Origin of the sequence: Rothia aerolata (assembly GCF_014635585.1) — a bacterium.
GTDB lineage: Bacteria > Actinomycetota > Actinomycetes > Actinomycetales > Micrococcaceae > Rothia > Rothia aerolata.
Map to the genome: position 1 here is coordinate 75,264 of NZ_BMDC01000002.1, position 19,553 is coordinate 94,816.

Sequence of the window (19,553 nt, forward strand, 5' to 3'; positions counted from 1 at the left end):
TTGAGGCTCCCCGTGCCTGCTAACCGGTGCCAGCTACCACCGCGCCGTCCCCATATCTCGAGCTCAACACTTCGGTACACAGGGAGAGCCCCAGTACACATCTATATGTGTACTGGGGCTCTCCCTGTGTACCGAACTTTTCCCTCAGGAATAAAGGTGTACTGAACTAACTCCGCATTACCTAGGCAGCGGCACGCTCGGCAGCCTGCACCACGTTGACCAGCAGCATAGCGCGGGTCATCGGGCCCACTCCGCCGGGATTGGGCGAGACCCAGGACGCCTTCTCGGCAGCCTCGGGGCTAATGTCGCCGGTGAGCTTCTTCTTACCGGTCTCGGGGTCTTCGATACGGGAGACTCCCACGTCCAGCAGAATAGCGCCGTCCTTGACCATATCTGCGGTCACAATGTGGGGCTGGCCCACGGCGGCAACAATCACGTCGGCTGCGCGCAGAGCCCCGGCAACATCGGCAGTACCGGTGTGCACCAGGGTGGGGGTGGCGTTGACGTTCTTGCGGGTCAAGAGCAACCCCAGGGGGCGGCCCACGGTTACGCCGCGACCGAAGACAGCCACGGTTTTGCCGTTGAGGTCCAGCCCGTGGCGGGTGATGAGCTCAATGACGCCGTTGGGGGTGCAGGGCAGGGGAGAGTCAATGTCTCCGCCGGCGTTAAGCACCAGGCGACCCAGGTTGGTGGGGTGAAGGCCGTCGGCGTCCTTGTCGGGGTCGATCAGCTCGAGAATACGGTTGGTATCAATGTGCTTGGGCAGGGGAAGCTGCACAATGTAGCCGGTGCAGGCAGGGTCATTGTTAAGCTTCTCAATTTCAGCCTCGAGCTCCTCCTGGGTGGTGGACTCGGGCAGCTCCACCTTGATGGAGGCAATGCCTACCTCGGCACAGTCGCGGTGCTTGCCAGCCACGTAGGAGTGGGAGGCGGGGTCATCGCCCACCAGCACGGTACCCAGACCGGGGGTGATTCCCTTTTCCTTCAGCGCCGCGATACGCTCGGCCAGCTCGCTTTTAATCTGGGCTGCGGTCGCCTTGCCGTCGAGAATCTGCGGCATGCTTACCACTCCTCAATACCGGAGTAGAGGGGGAACTTCTCGCACAGGGCGGTTACGCGCTTGCGCTGGGAGGCGACGTCCACACCGGGCTTGAGGGTCTCGGCAATAATGTCTGCAACCTCGGTGAAAGCCTCGGCGTCAAAACCGCGGGTGGCCAGGGCCGGGGTGCCGATGCGCAGGCCGGAGGTCACCATGGGCGGGCGAGGGTCGTTGGGCACGGCGTTGCGGTTGACGGTAATGCCTGCCTCATGCAGCAGGTCTTCGGCTTCCTTACCGTTGAGCTCAGAATTGACCAAATCAACCAGCACCAGATGTACCTCGGTACCGCCGGAGATAAGCTTCACGCCCGCCTCAGCGACGTCCTTCTGGGTTAGGCGCTCGGCGATAATCTGGGCGCCCTCGAGGGTGCGCTTCTGGCGATCCTTGAACTCTTCGGAGCCGGCAATCTTGAAAGCGGTTGCCTTAGCTGCGATCACGTGCATGAGGGGGCCGCCCTGCTGGCCGGGGAAGACTGCCGAATCAATCTTCTTCTTGAGCTCTTCCTTGCAGAGAATGAAGCCGGAGCGGGGGCCACCGATGGTCTTGTGCACGGTGGATGAAACAACATCAGCGTGGGGCACCGGGTTGGGGTGCAGACCTGCCGCTACCAGACCGGCAAAGTGGGCCATATCAACCCAGAGGTAGGCACCGACCTCGTCGGCTACCTCGCGGAAGGCGGCAAAGTCGAGCTGGCGAGTGTAGGCCGACCAACCGGCGATAATCACCTTGGGCTTGTGCTCCTGCGCCAGCTTGCGCACTTCTTCCATATCTACGCGGCCGGTTTCTTCGTCTACACCGTAGGCAACGATGTTGTAGAGCTTGCCGGAGACATTGAGCTTCATGCCGTGGGTGAGGTGGCCGCCGTGGGCCAGGGAGAGGCCCATGAGGGTGTCGCCGGGCTGGAGAAGGGCCTGCATAACGGCGGTGTTTGCCTGGGCGCCGGAATGCGGCTGAACGTTGGCGTGCTCAGCGCCGAAGACCTGCTTGGCGCGTTCGATAGCGAGGGTCTCAACAATGTCAACGTACTCGCAACCGCCGTAGTAGCGTCGTCCCGGGTAGCCTTCAGCGTATTTGTTGGTCAAAACTGACCCCTGGGACTCAAGAACCGCCCGCGGAACGAAGTTCTCGGAGGCAATCATTTCCAGGGTGTTCTGCTGGCGATGCTGTTCTTTGTTAATCGCTTCAGCAACCTCGGGATCAACCTCGGCAAGAGGCAGGTTGAAAACTGACTGTACGTTGGTCATGCAACGTCCTTTCGGTTGTCAATGTATAGCGCGTGAGAATTTTTCGCGCGAAGATTCTGCTCGGTGGAGACCAGTCCTCTTCTCGATTTTAGGTGAGCTCTACCCATACACCACAGAATTACTCGCAGAGTCCCTGATGTTTTAAAGAAGCTCCTGCTAAGTCTTGCTAGACTGAAGCCGTAAACGTGCGAGGGGAAACGCGGGTTTGCAACTAACACCAGAAAATACTGCGCCTCGGCGCATTCACACTTCAGCGTGAAAGGGCAACTTATGGGGAATGCTCAATCGCGCCGCGAAGCACGCGAAGCCCAGCGAAAGAAGAACAACCGCACCTGGGCAGCTCTTGGCGGTGCCGGAATAGTTTTGCTCAGCGGCGGAATTCTAGCCTACAGTCTTAGCTCGCCTGACTCTCATACCGCGAATCCTCAGGCTATACCGAGTTCTTGTACCACCACCCAACGGGTGACCGTGGCAACCACCGATGCTATGGCGAAGGTGCTGGAGCAGATTCCGGTGGATCCCGATGACTGCATTACCCTAGCGGTCTCGCACAATTCTTCTGCCAATGATGTTGCGACCCAGATTATCAAGGGCAAGTCTGCCCCTAACCTGTGGATTCCCGATTCCACGACTCGGGCGGAGCTGGCGCTGGCTGGTAAGGCCGATATGGTGACTAAGTCTGACTCTTTGGCCAAGTCGCCAGCTGTGATTGTTTCTTCAGAAGAGACTAACTACCCCACCTGGAACAAGGTTTTGGCCGATAACGCCAATGTGGCGATGGGCGACCCTCGGGCAGATTCGGGGGCTTTCGCATCCCTCATGAACGCTTCGGTTGAGGTCAGCGACGGTGAGACTAAACCCAATGAGCTGACCTCTGCCACAGGCCTGCGGGCTCAGACCATCGGGGTAGATTCGCCTGCTCAGACGGCGCAAGAGGGGATGAGGAGCGTTGAAGAGGGAAAGATTGCCTCTACCATCGCCACCGAGGCTGATTTTGTGCGTTATAAGCAGGATAATCCTGACTCTCAGCTCACCGCCCAGGTTCCTGATTCTGGTACTACCGAGCTGAACTATCCCATGTATCAGCCCACCGTGGGCAGCGGTACCAACCACACCATCGGTCAGGCCGCCGATAAGATTTCGTCTTTTGTTGCTAGTCAGGAAGGCAAAGAAGCCCTGGAACAGGTAGGCCTACGCACTTCCGAGGGTAATGAGCTGGCCGACTCGCCCGCGGTGAAGGTCAAGACCCTGAACGAGACCGACCCGTCGGTGGTCTCTAGCACCTGGAGGTCTTACCTGATTCAGTCGGCGCCGCTGAACGCCCTGGTGGCTATCGATTCCTCAAGTTCTATGGGCTGGGAGCTGGGCAATGAGGGGAAGACTCGCATGGATGTCACCCTAGAGTCTGTGCTGGCGGGCGCCCAGCTTTTCCCTGCCCGAGACTCGCTTGGCGTGTGGAGCTTCGCCTACGATATTGGGGAGGAAGACGGCCAGAAGACCGACTATCGAGAGATTGTTCCTATTCGGAATCTTGAAACCGATGTCAACGGAACCACCCAGCGGGATTTGATTCTTGAAAAGGCCCAGGCCATTAAGCCCTACCCTGATTCGCTGACCGGTCTCAATGACACCCTGCTCGCTGCCTTCCGAGAAGTTAAAGAGAACTATGAGGCAGACTCTACCAACACCGTGGTGGTGCTGACTGACGGTGAGAATACCGACCAGTCCGACTATCCCACTGACGAACTCATCGAGGCGATTCAGCGGGAGCAGGATCCTGAGAATCCGGTCTATTTTGTGTTGATTGGAATTTCTCAAGATGCCAATATGCAGGCCCTTGAGGCGTTAGCTCCGCAGATTGGCGGGGAGGCCTACTCGGCCTCGTCGGCGGAGGATATTCAAAAGATTTTCCAGCAGGCGCTGTCAGTTTCGCCTGATGAGGCGAAGTCTTAGGACGCCGCCGCCGCGTCTAGGGGCGGGCGAGGTCAAGTTCGAAGTCGTAGCGGTCAGCGCGATAGAGGGCCCTGGTGGTTTCAATGGCCTGTCCAGCCCGGGTGAAGCCGACCCTCTCCACCACCAGTGCCGCTGCGCCCTGGGGCAGAGCAAGCTGCTCTGCCTCTGCGGCGGTGAGGTTGGTGGCGCTGATACGCTGGGTGGCCCGTTCAATCCGATAGCCGCTACTGGCAAGCTGAGAGTCCAGGGAGGTGGAGAACTCGGGCTCGACCCGGGAGAAGGCTTCGGGAATAAAGTGGGCGGTCTCTAAAGCGATGGGGGCACCGTTGGCCCAGCGGAGCCTGACAATTTTAATAACCTTGGAGTCGGCTTCTAAACCGAGGTCGCGCTGGGCAGCCGTGGGGGCAGGCACCATATGGCAGGAGAGCGTGGTGGTGGCCGGCGTCATTCCGCGGGCTTCAATATCTTCGGTGAAGGAGACCAGTGAGGGGCTTTTGACTGTAGAGTTTTGCGCAGCGATGTAGGTGCCCGACCCCTGAACGTTATAGACCAGCTGTTTCTGGCTCAAGAGGGCTATTGCTCGCCGCACGGTATCGCGGCTCACCCCGTGGGCCTGCTGTAAATCCCGCTCGGTGGGTAGAAGCTCGTGGGGCTGGCCGACCGATATCATCGTGTCGTAGAGGTGCTGGGCTAGCTGCACATACTTGGGGGTTCGTGTGGTTGCGGTCTCATCGGTCATAAAAGAATCATACGCCAGCGGGTTTTTCGGCTCGCCGAGAGGGTCTGTGTGAAGTAACAAGCACAGGCCCAGTGGGGGAGCAGCCGACTACCTTTGGCATAATGGTGCCTATGCAATCTACCGGTTCACAGAAGTCAAAGTCCCAGACCACCACTATGGCCATCACCGGTGCTGCTTTGGGCGGCATCATTCTTTTGGCCCTCTTTATCGTTGCGATTATTTCTGCTCGCTCCGAAGAGTCCGTTTTGGGCTGGATCGTTGCCGGTATCATCCTCGCCTGGCTGGGCGTGGCCGTCTACCTGGCGAGCCTGGTCAACCGCCAGGCTAAGTCGTCTCAACAGCGTTTTGAAGAGCTGGCTCGTAGCCGCCGCGCTGAAGAAGATTCTATGCTGGACGACAAGCTGGCACACAGCTTTCAGATTATTCAGGTACAGACCAAGGTGATTGAAGAGCAGCGCGCTACTCCCGGTGATGACGCCGAGGGCATGATTGACCGCGCTATCGACACCATTAAGACCACCGCCGCCAATGGCATGGGCATGGTCAAAGAAGCAAAGAACTAAAGGATTTATTGTGGCAGAAGAAAAGATTGACCGTAGCCTGATTCCTAACGCCTCCGCCGGTGTGCCCCGGGTTTTCTCTGGGGCCCAGCCCTCGGCTGATTCGTTGCATCTGGGTAACTACATCGGTGCGGTGCGCAACTGGGTGAATATGCAGAACGAAGACTCCGAGTCGATGTTCTTTATTCCCGATATGCATGCGATTACTGTTCCTCAGGATCCCGCTGAGATGCAGAAGCGAACCCGGGTAGCTGCTGCCCAGTACATTGCTGCTGGCATTGACCCCGAGGTTTCGCCCCTCTTCGCCCAGTCCCAGGTTCCCGAGCACGCGCAGCTGGCCTGGGTTCTCAACTGCATTACCGGTTTTGGTGAAGCATCTCGTATGACCCAGTTCAAAGATAAGTCTGCCAAGAACGGCGTGGATTCCGCCTCGGTGGGCCTCTTTACCTACCCCATTCTCATGGCAGCCGACATCCTGATTTATCAGGCAGACCAGGTTCCGGTGGGCGAAGACCAGCGCCAGCACCTGGAGCTGACCCGTAACCTCGCCCAGCGCTTCAACTCGCGCTTTGGCACCACCTTCATTGTGCCCGAGGGCAAGATTATGAAGGACTCCGCCAAGATCTACGACCTGCAGAACCCCACCTCAAAGATGAGTAAGTCGGCCGAGACTGACAAGGGCATTATCTGGTTGCTGGACGAGCCCAAGAAGACCGCCAAGAAGATTAAGTCTGCGGTGACCGACGACGGTTCTGTGATTGCTTTTGACCGCGAGGCCAAGCCCGGCGTCTCTAACCTGCTGACTATCTACTCGGCGCTGAGCGGGGAGAGCATTGACGAGATTGTGGCCCGTTACGAGGGCAAGATGTACGGCCACCTCAAGGTTGATTTGGCTGAGCTAGCCACCGAGCAGCTTGCGCCCATTCGCCAGCGCGCCCTCGAGCTTCTTGAAGACCCCGCCGAACTTGACCGTCTTCTGGCAACCGGTGCCGCCAAAGCCCGCGAGATCGCTTCGGTGACCCTCAAGAACGTCTACGAGGCAGTGGGCTTTCAGCAGCCGGTTGAGCTCTAGAATAGTTCCATGATTGGCAATTCGCCCACTCTTGTGCAGGGGCAGCGCTACGTCAGTGTAGTCGCTGATCTTCCGCCTGCGCTGGGTGGGCGAATTCGTAGCTGGCAGCTGAACCAGGGGGCATACCCCACTGCTACTCACGGCCATGTAACGGTTTTCGTGGGGGCTGAGGCGGGCTGTGATGCTTCGGTGTGGCCGCGCCTTCAGCAGGACGCCGCCGCCCTGGGGCCGGTGCAGATTAGCCTGGGAGCGCCGTCCACCTTCTTACCCGTCAGCCCCGTCTCTTTCCTGACGATTAGACAGGGGGCGAGCCACCTGACACGGCTACACCAGCTGTGCCAGAACTACCTCGGGCCTTCTGCCACCCCCTTTGACTATGTGCCCCACGTGACCCTGGGACATAACCTTTCCTCGGCGGCCCTTGAACAATCTCTGGAAGATTTTAAAGAGCTACCCGCCGAGCTGGCCTCTTTCACCGTGGAACGGTTGAGAGTATCCTGCTTCGACGGGCAGCGGTGGAATTTTCTCAGAATGCTTGAACTGGTTTAGTGGTCGGTGTGGGACTCTTCGGCACCTTCGGGTGCCTTACCCGTAACGCCGTTGATTTCGTTGGGGGTCTCGGGTAGGTCGAGCTCGCCAAAGACTTCTGCTTCATCGGAGGCAATGTTTTTCAGCGATACGCCGATGAGCTTCTTCTGGCTGGGATCGGTCACGTAGGCGACGTCGTCATCAACCCAGATTGCCGGGCGGGGCTCCTGCCAGACCTCTGACTCCTCCCACTGATCCATGAGGTCGATATTGCCCAGTTCTTCGCCGGTGTTCTGGTCGTAGAAGCGCAGCTTACCGTCGGTGGTCAGTAGCAGGGCCTCACCCTCGGGGCCGCGGGCCAGGGAGCGGAAGGTGTAGGAGACACCCTCGGGAAGCTGAACCTTCTGAATGGACTTCTGGGCGGTGTCAATGAGGGAGAACTGCTCGGGGCGCTCTAGCTCGGCATCCTTGTCTGTCTTGTAGTCGGCCAGCACCACCGGAGAATCGGGGTCGCCTGCCTGGTTGCCCAAGCGTGCGTAGTCCTCTTCAGAATCTACCTTGGTGAACTCACCGTTCTGATAGATGAGAGTTCCGTTTTCACAGCCGATGGTAATTGCGCCGTCGGCTGCAATCGCCTCACCGTGAATCCCGGGGCACTGGTCGTTCTCGGTCACGGTTTTACCCTCGGCATCCACCACAGCTGCACCGGAGCGCTCGTCCTCATTGCCCACCGCAACAAGGTACTCGTCATTCTCCAGCGGAATGGCAAAACCGTGGTGGGGCTCGGGCAGGTTGACGGAGCTGGTCTCCAGCTCGGTGGCGGTATGGGAATCCTCGCCGGTCAGCTTGAGAGGGTCAAAGATTTCAAAGCTACCGGTGCCGTCAGCAAACATGGCGGTACGGCCAAAATCGTTGATGACGTGGCCGGTGTGGTCGGCATCGAAAGTCAGCTGAGAGAGGGTGGGTTCGGTGGTGTAAATGTGGTTGTGGTCGCCGTGGGGCTGCTCCCAAACACCCATGTCCATCACGCTGTAGCTGGAACCGTCGGCAATGGTCATGTGTCGGTTATCCCCGGCGGGGTTGAGGCGCAAGAAGCCCTCTTTTTCAACGGTGTTGATGAGTTCCATTTTGCGGGCGTCTACGGTCATGACGCCGCCGTCATAGGTCAGCGCGATGCGGGAGGAGAGGGTGCTTCCCTCTTTGATGGGGGCGGCTTCAGCTGAAGCTGAGGTCGAAGCTGCCGGGGAGCTTTCGTTGCTTGAGCTGTTGTTTGCCGCACTGCACCCGACCAGGGCGAGGGAGGCGGCAGAGAGCAGGGCTGCTGAGGAGAGAAAACGGTGTCTTATATCCATTTTTCCACCATAACCTAAATGAGAATCATTTGCATAATTAAGATAGGTAGGGAATTGGGGTACAAAAACGGGCTATAGGACAAATCTGTGTCCTCCGCAGCCCCACTCTTCAGCAAAGACAAGGCAACTGGCCCCACAAGCTAGCCTCAACGCTTTACCACCCAAAAATCCAGCACCTGCGATATGGGCCATGCCTGGATTTTGAGCTGAAACAAGCTCTCGGTACACCTAGATTCCTGCGGGTAGACCAAAGGCACACGCAAAGCCCGGTTGAGAGACCAAAAGTACACCTGTGTTCCCTGGGTACACATCTAGATGTGTACCCAGGGAACACAGGTGTACTGACACCCGGGTGGGGCGCAGATTTGCCTCATATCCGGATTTTGGGCACACAAAAACCCGCCCCTCCGTAGCTTCGGGGGAGCGGGTTGAAAGCGGGACCTAGAGGAGCTCGGTGAGATCCAGTTCCTTGAGGCTGCTCACGGTATTTTTGACCAGCTGGGCATTCTCGCGGGTGGTCACCAGCAGGGCGTCCTCGGTGTCAACCACCACCACCCCGTCCATGCCAATCACAGAAATCTGCCGGTTGCTGTTCGCCACCACGATTCCCGAGGAATCTTCGAGCATCACGTTGGCCTTTTCACCCAGAATGGTCACTGTCTTGCCCGACTTTTCCTGGTCGAGCCGCGCAACGGCGTCAAAATCTCCCACGTCGTCCCAGGTAAATGAACCGGGCACCATCGCCACATCGCCGGCGGCTGCCGCTGGCTCAGCCACTGCGTAGTCAATGGCGGTTTTAGGCAGGGTGGGCCAGATGGAATGCATGACGTCGTCGCGGTTGGGGGTGTCCCAGGAGTCGGCGATTTTCATAATGCCCTCGTAGAGCTTGGGTTCTTTGGCCTGGAGGTGCTGGAGCATGAGCTCGGCGGGGGCAACGAACATGCCGGCGTTCCAGGTAAAGTCACCACTGGCAACGTAGTCGGCAGCGGTGCGGGCATCGGGCTTTTCCACGAAAGACTCAACCGCCAGGGCGGAGGGAGCCGCCTCAATACCGAGGCTTTCCCCAGCCTTGATGTAGCCAAAGGCGGTGGAGGGCTCGGTGGGGGTGATTCCGATGGTAACGATTTTGCCGGTGGCGGCGGTCTCCACCGCTTCGCGCACCACTTTCTGAAATTCATCTACCGGGTCAATCACATGATCCGCTGCGAAGGAACCGATAATCGCCTCGGGGTCGCGGCGGTGCAAAATAGCGCAGGCTAACCCAATCGCTGCGGCGGAATCCCGCGGAGAGGGCTCAAGTACCAGGTCGGAGCCGCGCAGCTCACTGATCTGCTGGGTTACCGCGTTGGCGTGAGCTTCACCGGTCACAACCATCACGGAACCGCTGGCTAAATCAATCAGGCGGTCATAGGTCTGGCGCAGTAGTGAGGAGCCGTTGTCGGTGAGGTCGAGCAAAAACTTGGGTGCGTTCGCCCGTGAGAGTGGCCAGAGGCGGGAGCCGACTCCGCCCGCCGGAATCAACGGGTAAAACCGTTCTAGTGCTGTTTTCATCTGTAATAGAATACCGATTTTTGCGTCATAAATTGGAAAAGTTTTCTTAAATAATCTCAGACGCTCGTCACGTTCTGAAGCAGGGGTCTTTTAAAGCTCCGCATAATATCGGCAAAGAAGCCGATTTGGGTACAAAAATTTTCCCTAATTAAGCCGGTTTTAGGGGCTTGCGCTTAACTACGCTCTGTCAGTAAAGGTCAGTGTAACCTGGTACTCTTTTTCTTTAGTTGGAAACTTTTTCAAGGCTGAGTTCGGTGCTGTGATGCCCCTGAAAATAAGGTGCTCACCGGGTCAGCTATTCAGGGAGGTCATTCAGTGCCTAGTAACTCAAAGGGCACCCTCTATCGCGGCCGTCACGGCATGTGGTCTTGGGTTGCTCATCGTATTACCGGTATCGCAATTTTCTTCTTCCTGCTGGTGCATGTGCTTGACACCGCAATGGTGCGCGTGTCGCCCGAGGCATACAACGCAGTCATGGAAGTCTACAAGAACCCCATCATGGGCTTGGGCGAGGCCGTGCTGGTAGCGGCAATCGTCTACCACGCTTTCAACGGCATTCGCATTATTCTGGTGGACTTCTGGAAAGACGGCGCAAAGAACCAGATTAAGATGCTCTGGGCTGTTCTGATTCTTTGGGTTGTTGTGATGGTACCGTTCGTTATCCGCCACTTCATGAATGTCTTCGGAGGCTAATAGATCATGGCTACTCCTCTTAAAGCAAAGGTCTCTGTTCCCCGTAGCAAAGACACCACTGTCAACGGTGTGAAGTACAACCGTTCCTCCTCCAAGCGCAACAACTCCGAGATGTACGCCTGGCTCTTCATGCGCTTCTCCGGCGTTCTGCTGGTGGTGCTGATTTTCGGTCACCTTTTTGTGAACCTGATGCAGCCCGGTGGTGTACACGCTATCGACTTCGGCTTCGTGGGTGGAAAGCTGGCCAACCCCTTCTGGCAGGTCTGGGACCTGCTGCTGCTGTGGCTGGCTATGCTGCACGGTACCAACGGTATTCGCACCATCATCATGGACTACGCAGAGAAAGATCGCACCCGCGTTACTCTGAAGACCATTCTTTACCTGGCATCAGCTTTCATCCTGCTGGTGGGCACCCTGGTGATCTTCACCTTCGATCCCTGCCCGCCCAACGCTGATCCCAGCCTGCTGGCATCCTTCTGCCCCGCTCCGTAATTAGCCACTGAACAAAATTTAGAAAAGAGCATTATTCAATGCAGGTACATAAGTACGATGTAGTGATTATCGGCGCTGGTGGCGCCGGCATGCGCGCAGCTATCGAGGCTGGCCAGCGTGCGCGAACCGCTGTTATCTCCAAGCTCTACCCCACCCGTTCCCACACCGGTGCGGCTCAGGGTGGTATGTGCGCGGCACTGGCTAACGTTGAGGAAGATAACTGGGAGTGGCACACCTTTGACACCATTAAGGGTGGCGACTACCTGGTAGACCAGGACGCCGCTGAGGTTATGGCCAAGGAAGCCATTGACGCGGTGCTCGATTTGGAGCGCATGGGTCTGCCCTTCAACCGTACCCCCGAGGGTCGTATCGACCAGCGCCGTTTCGGTGGCCACACCCGTGATCACGGTAAGGCTCCCGTGCGCCGCGCCTGCTATGCAGCAGACCGCACCGGCCACATGATTCTGCAGACCCTCTACCAGAACTGCGTCAAGCACAACGTTGAGTTCTTCAACGAGTACTACGTGCTCGATCTGGTGATGGTCGAAGACGAAAACGGCGTGCGTCGTCCCGCCGGCGTCGTCACCTACGACCTGGCCACCGGCGATGTGCACGTCTTCCAGGCCAAGTCGGTTATCTTCGCCTCCGGCGGTTGTGGCAAGATTTTCAAGACCACCTCCAACGCACATACCCTGACCGGCGACGGCATGGCAATCGCCCTGCGCAACGGTATTCCGCTGGAAGACATGGAGTTCGTTCAGTTCCACCCGACCGGTCTGGCTGGCCTGGGTATTCTGGTTTCCGAGGCTGCCCGCGGTGAGGGCGGTATTCTCCGTAACTCCGAGGGTGAGCGCTTCATGGAGCGTTACGCACCCACCATTAAAGACCTGGCACCGCGCGATATCGTGGCTCGTTCTATGGCCAATGAGGTGCGCGAGGGTCGCGGCTGTGGCCCCAACAAGGACTACGTTCTGCTTGATCTGACCCACCTGGAACCGGCACATATCGACGCCAAGCTGCCCGATATTACCGAGTTCGCCCGCACCTACCTGGGTGTTGAGCCCTACACCGAGCCCGTGCCGGTGTTCCCCACCGCCCACTACGCGATGGGTGGTATTCCCACCAACATCAAGGCTGAGGTCTACGCCAACTCTGAAGAGACCATCCCCGGCCTCTACGCAGCGGGCGAGGTAGCCTGCGTTTCCGTTCACGGTTCAAACCGCCTGGGCACCAACTCTCTGCTGGACATCAACGTCTTCGGTAAGCGCGCGGGCATCTTTGCCTCCGAGTACGCCGCCACTGCGGACTTCCTGCCCATTCCCGACGACGCCGCTGACGCCACCGTTGCCGCTCTGAACAAGCTGCTCGACGGCCAGGGCACCGAGAAGGTGGGCGAGATCCGCAAGGAACTGCAGGAGGTCATGGACGCCGACATGCAGGTCTTCCGCACCGAAGAGACCATCCGCAACGCCATTGCAACCATCGAGAAGCTCGAGGCTCGCTACGAGAACATCTCTGTTCAGGACAAGGGCAAGCGCTTCAATCTCGACTTGCTTGAGGCAATGGAGCTGGGCTTCCTGCTGCAGCTGGCCAAGGTGATGTCTGTTGCCGCCCTGCACCGCCAGGAATCTCGCGGTGGTCACTTCCGCGAGGATTTCCCCAACCGCGATGACGAAAACTTCATGAAGCACTCCATGGTTTACATGGACGCAGAATCAGAATTCGAGGGTATCTCGGGTATGCGTTTTGACACCAAGCCCGTGGTCTTTACCCGCTACGAACCGATGGAGCGTAAGTACTAAAATGGCTGATTTTGAAGCACGCGAACCAGAATCAAAGGTTGAGATTGCCTCTGAGAAGGGCGGCGCTGAAGGTATTAAGACCTTCGATGTGACCGTTCAGATCCGCCGCTACAACCCTGAGCTCTCTGAAGAGGCTCACTGGGATGAGTTCAAGGTGCAGATGTACGGTACCGACCGAGTGCTGGATATTCTGCACAAGGTCAAGTGGGAGATTGACGGCTCGCTGTCTTTCCGCCGTTCCTGCGCCCACGGTGTCTGTGGCTCAGACGCTATGCGCATTAACGGCCGTAACCGCCTGGCCTGCAAGACCCTGCTGAAGGATCTTGACCTCTCCAAGCCCATTACCATTGAGCCCATTAAGGGTCTGCCCTGTGAGAAGGACTTGATTGTGGATATGGAGCCTTTCTTCCAGGCTTACCGCGAAATCATGCCCTTCTTGGTCAACGATGGTCACGAGCCTGAGCGCGAGCGCTACCAGTCGGTTGAAGACCGCGAGCGTTTTGACGACACCACCAAGTGCATTCTCTGCGCAGCATGCACCTCTTCCTGCCCGGTCTTCTGGACCGACGGCCAGTACTTCGGTCCGGCAGCAATCGTCAACGCGCACCGCTTCATCTTCGACTCCCGCGATGACGCCGGCGATATGCGACTGGAGATTCTCAACGACAAGGAAGGTGTTTGGCGCTGCCGCACCACCTTCAACTGCACCGAGGCTTGCCCCCGTGGTATTCAGATCACCAAGGCAATCGCTGAGGTCAAGCAGGCAATTGTTGCTCGCGCTTTCTAAGTAAGAGCACACGGTTACACCGGGCCCGGCTCTCTCGATAGGGGAGCCGGGCCCGTCTATGTCATAAACGGTAACAATGTAGCCGATGCGTAATAGCCACTGATTTTTTACCCGGCCTCTATAATCGCGCTACATTAGAAAGCATGGCTCATCCATCTCTTGCAACCCTGCTCGATTCTAAAGGCCCGGTTATGGGCCCCCGGATCCAAAAGATCCTCCCCGAGCTTATTGATTTCCGCCGGGAAGTTCACCAGAACCCGGAGCTGAGCTTTGTAGAACACCAAACTACTCAGCGTATCTATCACCGTCTGCGCGAGGCGGGTATGAACCCGGTACTCCTTGAAGGCACCGGCTGTTATGTGGATCTGGGTAGGGGGCCCTTTGCGGTTGCTCTGCGGGCCGATATTGATGCCCTGCCGATTCTTGAGCAGACCGGTCTGCCCTACGCCTCCCAGAACCCCGGCGTTATGCACGCCTGCGGCCACGATATTCACCAGACCGTGATGCTCGGAGTTGCCCTGGCCCTGCACGAGATTGATGCCGAGATGCCGCTTTCCCGCACCGTGCGGATTATCTTCCAGCCGGCGGAAGAGCAGCTGCCCGGCGGCGCCGTCCAGGTGATTTCCCAGGGCGTGCTCCATGGGATTCCGCGCGCCTTTGCCCTGCACTGCGAGCCCAAGGTTGAGGTGGGCAAGATCGGTACCCGTATCGGGGCGATTACCTCTGCCTCTGACACCATCAAGATTAAACTGCGCGGCCACGGCGGGCACACCTCCCGCCCGCACCTGACCGAAGACCTCATCTATGCCATGAGCCAGATTGCCATTAACGTTCCCGCGGTGCTGTCTCGTCTGGTGGATGTGCGCTCGGGTATTTTGGTGGCCTGGGGCCAGATTGAGGCGGGGGTTGCCCCCAACGCTATTCCCTCTGAGGGCTTTATGGCGGGAACCATGCGCTGCCTGGACGCCGATGCCTGGTATCGGGCCGGTGAAATTCTTGACCAGGTGATTGAGCAGGTCGCCGCCCCCTACGGTGTGGAGGTAGAGGTGGAGCATATTCGCGGTGTTCCGCCGGTGGTCAATACCGAAGATGAGACAGCTATGGTTGAAAACGCTGCCCGCCAGGAGCTGGGGGAGGATTCAATTGTGCTGGTGGAGCAGTCTATGGGCGGAGAGGACTTTGCCTGGATGCTCCAGGAGGTACCCGGCACCATGATACGGCTGGGCACCCACACCCCGGGAGGGCCCGTCTACGATATCCACCAGGGGGATTATGCCCCGGACGAGCGCGCTATCGGCTTTGGTGTGGCGGTGATGGCCACTGCCGCCCTGCGGGCTGTGCGCTGGGAAACCGCGCGCCTGTCGGCAGAACAGTTTCGCTCTTCCAGCAATTATGGGTAGGGGATATCCGGTTTTTTCGCGTGGGACACAGTAGAATGAGTCGCGTATCTCAAAACACGGTTTCGAAGACAGGTTACCGCTCGGTAACAGCATCAGTCTGCTTATTTAAGGTCGCTCGAAACTTCTGTACACACACGAAGGGATAGCTCCAATGGCTACTCGCTCACGCTTTGCAGCAACCGGTTCACTTCTGGGTATCTCAGCCCTGCTTCTGGCAGGCTGCGGTGCTGCTCCCGAGGAATCAGCATCTGATAACGCTGAGAACTCCGACTACATGTCCTGCATCGTTTCTGACGAGGGCGGCTTCGACGATAAGTCCTTTAACGAGAACTCCTACAACGGCCTGAAGGCCGCTGAAGAGGACTACGGCATTACCATCAAGGATGCTGAATCGAACGGCGCAGACCAGTACAACTCCAACGTCACCTCCATGGTGCAGCAGGGCTGCAATTCCATCATCACCGTTGGCTTCGCCCTGGCTGATACCACCAAGCAAGTAGCGGCTGAGAACCCCGACGTTCACTTTGCCATTGTGGACGACGGCTCAATCGAGGCAGATAACGTTCGCCCCATTGTCTACGACACCGCCCAGGCAGCTTTCCAGGCAGGTTACGTAGCAGCAGCCCAGACCAAGACCGGCAAGGTGGCAACCTACGGTGGCGCACAGATGCCCACCGTGACCATCTTTATGGACGGCTTTGCCCAGGGCGTTGAGTACTACAACGAGCAGAAGAACGCCAACGTTGAGGTTCTGGGCTGGGACACCGAAAAGCAGACCGGTACCTTCACCGGTGACTTCTCCGACCAGACCAAGGGCAAGACCAACACCCAGAACTTCCTGGATCAGGGCGCTGACATCATCATGCCCGTGGCAGGCCCCGTGGGCGCTGGCACCCTGGAGGCTGTCAAGGAGCACAACACTAAGAACTCCGACCAGCCCGCTTCTGTAGTTTGGGTTGACGCTGACGGTTATGAGACCAACCCCGACTACCAGGACATTATTCTGACCTCGGTGCAGAAGAAGATGAAGGAGGCCGTGGAGTCCACTATCAAGGACGATATGGACGGCAACTTCACCTCCGAGAAGTACATCGGCACCCTGGAAAATGACGGCGTGGGCCTGGCCCCCTTCCACAACTTCGAAGACCAGGTTTCAGACGAAACCAAGTCTGAGCTGAACACCATTAAGGAAGACATCATCTCCGGTAAGATTACCGTTGAAACTGAAGGTCAGCCTACTAACTAACGTCTAAGTGTGAGCACCATATCAAGGCGGCTCGAACCTACGGTGAATCACCGGTTCGGGCCGCTTTGGTACGCTCTGATACGAGAATTTTTATTTCGGCAGAAGAAAGCACACCGATGAAACTCGAACTGCGAGGCGTGACCAAGAAATTTGGTGACTTCACCGCGAACGATTCTATTGATCTAGTGGTTGAGCCGGGCACGGTTCACACCCTGCTGGGTGAGAACGGCGCGGGTAAGTCTACGCTGATGAACGTCGTCTACGGTCTCTACGAACCCACCGAGGGTGAGATTCTCATTGACGATCAGCCTGTTACCTTCAACGGCCCCTCCGATGCGATGAATGCCGGTATTGGCATGGTGCACCAGCACTTTATGCTGGTTCCCGTCTTTACCGTGGCGGAAAACGTTGCGCTCGGCTCAGAGGCTACCAAGGGCGTGAGCCTGGATCTGGCAACCACCCGCAAGAAGATTCGCGAAATTTCAGACCAGTACGGGTTTGAGGTAGACCCCGATGCTGTGGTCGAGGATCTTCCGGTGGGCGTGCAGCAGCGCGTAGAGATTATTAAAGCCCTGGTGAGAGACGCTGAGGTCTTGATCCTGGATGAGCCCACCGCCGTGCTGACCCCCAGCGAGACTGACCAGCTTTTGGGAATCATGGATCAGCTGCGCCAGGATGGCAAGTCCCTGCTCTTCATCTCCCACAAGCTGCGTGAGGTGCGGGCAATTTCTAATGATATTACCGTGATTCGCCGCGGTAAGGTGGTGGGCAAGGCAGACCCCACCGTCTCCACCAACGAGCTGGCCACCATGATGGTGGGCAAGAACGTGCAGCTGGTGGTTGACAAGGAAGAAGCCCACACCAACAGCGATACCTTTGAGGTCAAGGACCTCTCCCTGGTAGCGCCCAACGGTGTGCCCCTGCTGAAGAACGTGAACTTTACTGTGCACGGCGGAGAAATTCTTGCGGTGGCGGGCGTGCAGGGCAACGGCCAGACCGAGCTGACCGAGGCGATTATCGGCCTGCAACCCAAGGCAACCGGCTCGCTGAAGCTGGGAGAGACCGAGCTGATGGGCAAGTCCACCAAACAGATTCTGCGCGCCGGTGTGGGCTTTGTGCCCGAAGACCGCTCCACCGACGGCCTGGTGGGCTCCTTCTCTATCTCAGAGAACCTGATTCTTGACCTTTTTGACCGCAAGGAGTTCTCCCGAGCCGCAACCCTGAACCGCTCGGCAATCAGCAAGAACGCCGACCGCGCGATTGAGGAGTTTGACATTCGCGTGGGGCATAAGAATGACGCCGCCGCTACGCTCTCCGGCGGTAACCAGCAGAAGATTGTGGTGGCGCGCGAGCTGACCCGCGACTTGAAACTTTTTGTTGCCTCCCAGCCCACCCGCGGTGTGGACGTCGGTTCGATTGAGTTCATCCACAAGCGGATTGTTGCCGAGCGCGATAAGGGCGTTCCGGTCATCATCGTTTCGACCGAGCTGGACGAGGTCTATGCCCTGGCCGACCGCATTGCTGTCTTCTTCCACGGCGAGCTCATGGGTATTGCCCCGGCAGATACTCCCCGCGGTGTGCTGGGCCAGATGATGGCGGGAGCAACCTATGAGGAAGCGCTGGCCTCAGCCGATTTCGGTTCTGATGTTGGCACCGGTGCGGCAACCGTAGAACAGTCCGAGAACAACCTGCCCTGGGCAGAAGGAGAAAACCGGTGAGTGTAGAAGAGACTCTGCAGGCTCAAGAAGGTCTAGCCGCCTCAGCTACCGCCCTGGGCACTGCTGAGCAGAAGACCAAAGATAACCCCAATCCGCAGATGGGGGAGCAGTACCGGCCTTCACTGGCTACCCGTATTCTCGGCGGTGGTGTGGGCCTTTCCATCGGCGCAATGATCGCCGCCTTTATCGTGGGCGGCCTGCTCATCGCCGTCACCGATTCCAAGACCCAGCAGGCCTCTCAGTATTTCTTTGCCCGTCCCAGCGACACCCTGATTTACGGATGGCGCGCGGCGTCTGAGGCTTACGTTGCCCTCTTCCAGGGTTCCATCTTCAACTTTGAAGCCAATACCTTTGTTCGCCAGATTAACCCGCTCTTTGAAACCCTGACCGTTTCAATTCCGCTGATTCTGGCTGGCCTGGCGGTGGCGATTGCCTTCCGCACCGGCCTCTTTAACATCGGTGCACAGGGCCAGATTATTCTGGGCGCTATCTTTGCCACCTTCGTAGCTATTAACTTCAACTTTCCGCTGGTGGTGACCCTGCTACTGATTATTATCGGTGGCCTGCTCGGTGGCGCAATCTGGGGTGGCCTGGTGGGCCTGCTTAAGGCCAAGACCGGCGCCCACGAGGTGATCCTGTCGATCATGCTCAACTACATCGCCGTCTACCTGTTGCAGTACCTGCTGAAGAACTCGCTCCAGCGCCCCGGTAACACCAACCCGATTTCTCCGATTTTTGAGGACAACGCGATTTTCCCGCGGATCTTCGGCGATGGCACCCCCTTCCGTCTGCACTGGGGCTTCGTGCTGGCGCTGGCCGCCGTCTTCTTTGTCTCCTGGCTACTCAACCGCTCCACTATCGGTTTCCGCCTGCGGGCCGTGGGCGCTAATCCGGGTGCGGCAAAGAACGCCGGTATCTCGGTTTCAGCCGGTTATATTCTGGTGATGTCGATTGCCGGCGCCCTGGCGGGTCTGGCCGGTGCCCTGCAGGTTTCCGGTACCGAGAAGGTTCTCAACACCGGCGTTGCGGCTAGCTTCGGCTTCGACGCAATTACCGTGGCTCTGCTGGGCCGCTCTACACCCTGGGGTACCTTCTTCGCGGCCCTGCTCTACGGTGCCTTCCGCGCGGGCGGTACCAACATGCAGGTATCAACCGGAACCCCCATCGACCTGGTGCTGGTGGTTCAGGCCCTGATCGTTCTCTTCATCGCTGCACCCCCGCTGGTTCGTGCAATCTTCCGGCTGCCTGATCCGGCCAAGCCGCGGAAGAAGTCGGCGAAGAAAAAAGCATCTCAGAAAGCAGTGGAGGCAAAGTAAA

At 58.1% G+C, this 19,553-nt stretch carries 17 protein-coding genes; 12 read left to right on the plus strand and 5 right to left on the minus strand.

All coding sequences use genetic code 11. The annotated features are described in order from the left end of the window. Positions 1–181 precede the first annotated feature (181 nt). Both IEV00_RS06550 and glyA read right to left on the minus strand, forming a co-directional pair. Positions 182–1,060 (minus strand): bifunctional methylenetetrahydrofolate dehydrogenase/methenyltetrahydrofolate cyclohydrolase, encoded by an 879-nt coding sequence (locus IEV00_RS06550; RefSeq protein ID WP_188359559.1) that lies wholly within the window; start codon positions 1,058–1,060, stop codon positions 182–184. 2 nt (positions 1,061–1,062) lie between these two features. Then, positions 1,063–2,343, minus strand: coding sequence for a serine hydroxymethyltransferase (gene glyA / locus IEV00_RS06555; RefSeq protein ID WP_188359560.1), 1,281 nt, complete (start codon positions 2,341–2,343; stop codon positions 1,063–1,065). 270 nt (positions 2,344–2,613) lie between these two features. On the opposite strand from glyA, the gene IEV00_RS06560 reads away from it, so the two are divergent. Then, on the plus strand, positions 2,614–4,296 hold the full coding sequence (locus IEV00_RS06560; protein ID WP_188359561.1) for a VWA domain-containing protein: 1,683 nt from the start codon (positions 2,614–2,616) through the stop codon (positions 4,294–4,296). Between the two features lie 16 nt (positions 4,297–4,312). Here IEV00_RS06560 and IEV00_RS06565 read toward each other — a convergent pair whose 3' ends face one another. Then, positions 4,313–5,035 (minus strand): GntR family transcriptional regulator, encoded by a 723-nt coding sequence (locus IEV00_RS06565; protein WP_188359562.1) that lies wholly within the window; start codon positions 5,033–5,035, stop codon positions 4,313–4,315. Between the two features lie 110 nt (positions 5,036–5,145). Between IEV00_RS06565 and IEV00_RS06570 the strand changes: the two genes are divergently transcribed. Genes IEV00_RS06570 through IEV00_RS06580 form a run of 3 tightly spaced genes read left to right on the plus strand, consistent with a single transcriptional unit; the run spans position 5,146 to position 7,216 of the window. After that, a complete protein-coding gene (locus IEV00_RS06570) occupies positions 5,146–5,598 on the plus strand; it encodes a hypothetical protein (RefSeq protein WP_188359563.1) in 453 nt (150 codons plus the stop codon). A gap of 10 nt (positions 5,599–5,608) precedes the next feature. Beyond that, the gene (gene trpS, locus IEV00_RS06575) at positions 5,609–6,667 is read left to right on the plus strand and encodes a tryptophan--tRNA ligase (RefSeq protein WP_373868233.1); all 1,059 of its coding nucleotides are present in this window, start codon (positions 5,609–5,611) and stop codon (positions 6,665–6,667) included. Between the two features lie 9 nt (positions 6,668–6,676). Then, entirely contained in the window at positions 6,677–7,216 is a 540-nt protein-coding gene (locus tag IEV00_RS06580) for a 2'-5' RNA ligase family protein (protein WP_188359565.1), read from the plus strand. Here the strand turns inward: IEV00_RS06580 and IEV00_RS06585 are convergent. Together IEV00_RS06585 and IEV00_RS06590 are read right to left on the minus strand one after the other, a co-directional pair. Further along, the gene (locus IEV00_RS06585; RefSeq protein WP_188359566.1) at positions 7,213–8,547 is read right to left on the minus strand and encodes a hypothetical protein; all 1,335 of its coding nucleotides are present in this window, start codon (positions 8,545–8,547) and stop codon (positions 7,213–7,215) included. The two genes, IEV00_RS06580 and IEV00_RS06585, sit on opposite strands and share 4 nt — an antisense overlap. A 441-nt stretch (positions 8,548–8,988) precedes the next feature. Beyond that, positions 8,989–10,098, minus strand: a complete 1,110-nt coding sequence (locus tag IEV00_RS06590) for a mannose-1-phosphate guanylyltransferase (RefSeq protein WP_188359567.1) — start codon at positions 10,096–10,098, stop codon at positions 8,989–8,991. A 315-nt stretch (positions 10,099–10,413) separates the two neighbouring features. On the opposite strand from IEV00_RS06590, the gene sdhC reads away from it, so the two are divergent. From sdhC to IEV00_RS06630, 8 genes are all read left to right on the plus strand, one after another. Continuing rightward, positions 10,414–10,791: a succinate dehydrogenase, cytochrome b556 subunit gene (sdhC, locus tag IEV00_RS06595; protein WP_188359568.1), complete on the plus strand. Its 378-nt coding sequence runs from the start codon at positions 10,414–10,416 to the stop codon at positions 10,789–10,791. A gap of 6 nt (positions 10,792–10,797) precedes the next feature. After that, positions 10,798–11,283, plus strand: coding sequence for a succinate dehydrogenase hydrophobic membrane anchor subunit (locus IEV00_RS06600; RefSeq protein WP_188359569.1), 486 nt, complete (start codon positions 10,798–10,800; stop codon positions 11,281–11,283). A gap of 38 nt (positions 11,284–11,321) precedes the next feature. Further along, positions 11,322–13,085, plus strand: a complete 1,764-nt coding sequence (gene sdhA / locus IEV00_RS06605; protein WP_188359570.1) for a succinate dehydrogenase flavoprotein subunit — start codon at positions 11,322–11,324, stop codon at positions 13,083–13,085. Between the two features lies 1 nt (position 13,086). After that, positions 13,087–13,872: a succinate dehydrogenase iron-sulfur subunit gene (locus IEV00_RS06610; RefSeq protein ID WP_188359571.1), complete on the plus strand. Its 786-nt coding sequence runs from the start codon at positions 13,087–13,089 to the stop codon at positions 13,870–13,872. Positions 13,873–14,063: 191 nt separating this feature from the next. Further along, entirely contained in the window at positions 14,064–15,272 is a 1,209-nt protein-coding gene (locus tag IEV00_RS06615; protein WP_373868236.1) for an amidohydrolase, read from the plus strand. A 151-nt stretch (positions 15,273–15,423) separates the two neighbouring features. Then, entirely contained in the window at positions 15,424–16,518 is a 1,095-nt protein-coding gene (locus tag IEV00_RS06620; RefSeq protein ID WP_188359573.1) for a BMP family lipoprotein, read from the plus strand. A 116-nt stretch (positions 16,519–16,634) separates the two neighbouring features. After that, on the plus strand, positions 16,635–18,236 hold the full coding sequence (locus IEV00_RS06625) for an ABC transporter ATP-binding protein (RefSeq protein WP_188359574.1): 1,602 nt from the start codon (positions 16,635–16,637) through the stop codon (positions 18,234–18,236). Further along, complete coding sequence (locus IEV00_RS06630) at positions 18,233–19,552, plus strand: ABC transporter permease (RefSeq protein ID WP_373868234.1); 1,320 nt, start codon at positions 18,233–18,235, stop codon at positions 19,550–19,552. The genes IEV00_RS06625 and IEV00_RS06630 overlap by 4 nt, the downstream gene beginning before the upstream one ends. The last annotated feature ends 1 nt before the right edge of the window (position 19,553 follow it).

Bases quoted from the DNA above. Each gene is read 5' to 3' on its own strand.
- IEV00_RS06550 (WP_188359559.1), bottom strand. From the start codon at position 1,060: ATGCCGCAGATTCTCGACGGCAAGGCGACCGCAGCCCAGATTAAAAGC.
- glyA (WP_188359560.1), bottom strand. From the start codon at position 2,343: ATGACCAACGTACAGTCAGTTTTCAACCTGCCTCTTGCCGAGGTTGAT.
- IEV00_RS06560 (WP_188359561.1), top strand. From the start codon at position 2,614: ATGGGGAATGCTCAATCGCGCCGCGAAGCACGCGAAGCCCAGCGAAAG.
- IEV00_RS06565 (WP_188359562.1), bottom strand. From the start codon at position 5,035: ATGACCGATGAGACCGCAACCACACGAACCCCCAAGTATGTGCAGCTA.
- IEV00_RS06570 (WP_188359563.1), top strand. From the start codon at position 5,146: ATGCAATCTACCGGTTCACAGAAGTCAAAGTCCCAGACCACCACTATG.
- IEV00_RS06580 (WP_188359565.1), top strand. From the start codon at position 6,677: ATGATTGGCAATTCGCCCACTCTTGTGCAGGGGCAGCGCTACGTCAGT.
- IEV00_RS06585 (WP_188359566.1), bottom strand. From the start codon at position 8,547: ATGGATATAAGACACCGTTTTCTCTCCTCAGCAGCCCTGCTCTCTGCC.
- IEV00_RS06590 (WP_188359567.1), bottom strand. From the start codon at position 10,098: ATGAAAACAGCACTAGAACGGTTTTACCCGTTGATTCCGGCGGGCGGA.
- IEV00_RS06600 (WP_188359569.1), top strand. From the start codon at position 10,798: ATGGCTACTCCTCTTAAAGCAAAGGTCTCTGTTCCCCGTAGCAAAGAC.
- sdhA (WP_188359570.1), top strand. From the start codon at position 11,322: ATGCAGGTACATAAGTACGATGTAGTGATTATCGGCGCTGGTGGCGCC.
- IEV00_RS06610 (WP_188359571.1), top strand. From the start codon at position 13,087: ATGGCTGATTTTGAAGCACGCGAACCAGAATCAAAGGTTGAGATTGCC.
- IEV00_RS06615 (WP_373868236.1), top strand. From the start codon at position 14,064: ATGGGCCCCCGGATCCAAAAGATCCTCCCCGAGCTTATTGATTTCCGC.
- IEV00_RS06620 (WP_188359573.1), top strand. From the start codon at position 15,424: ATGGCTACTCGCTCACGCTTTGCAGCAACCGGTTCACTTCTGGGTATC.
- IEV00_RS06625 (WP_188359574.1), top strand. From the start codon at position 16,635: ATGAAACTCGAACTGCGAGGCGTGACCAAGAAATTTGGTGACTTCACC.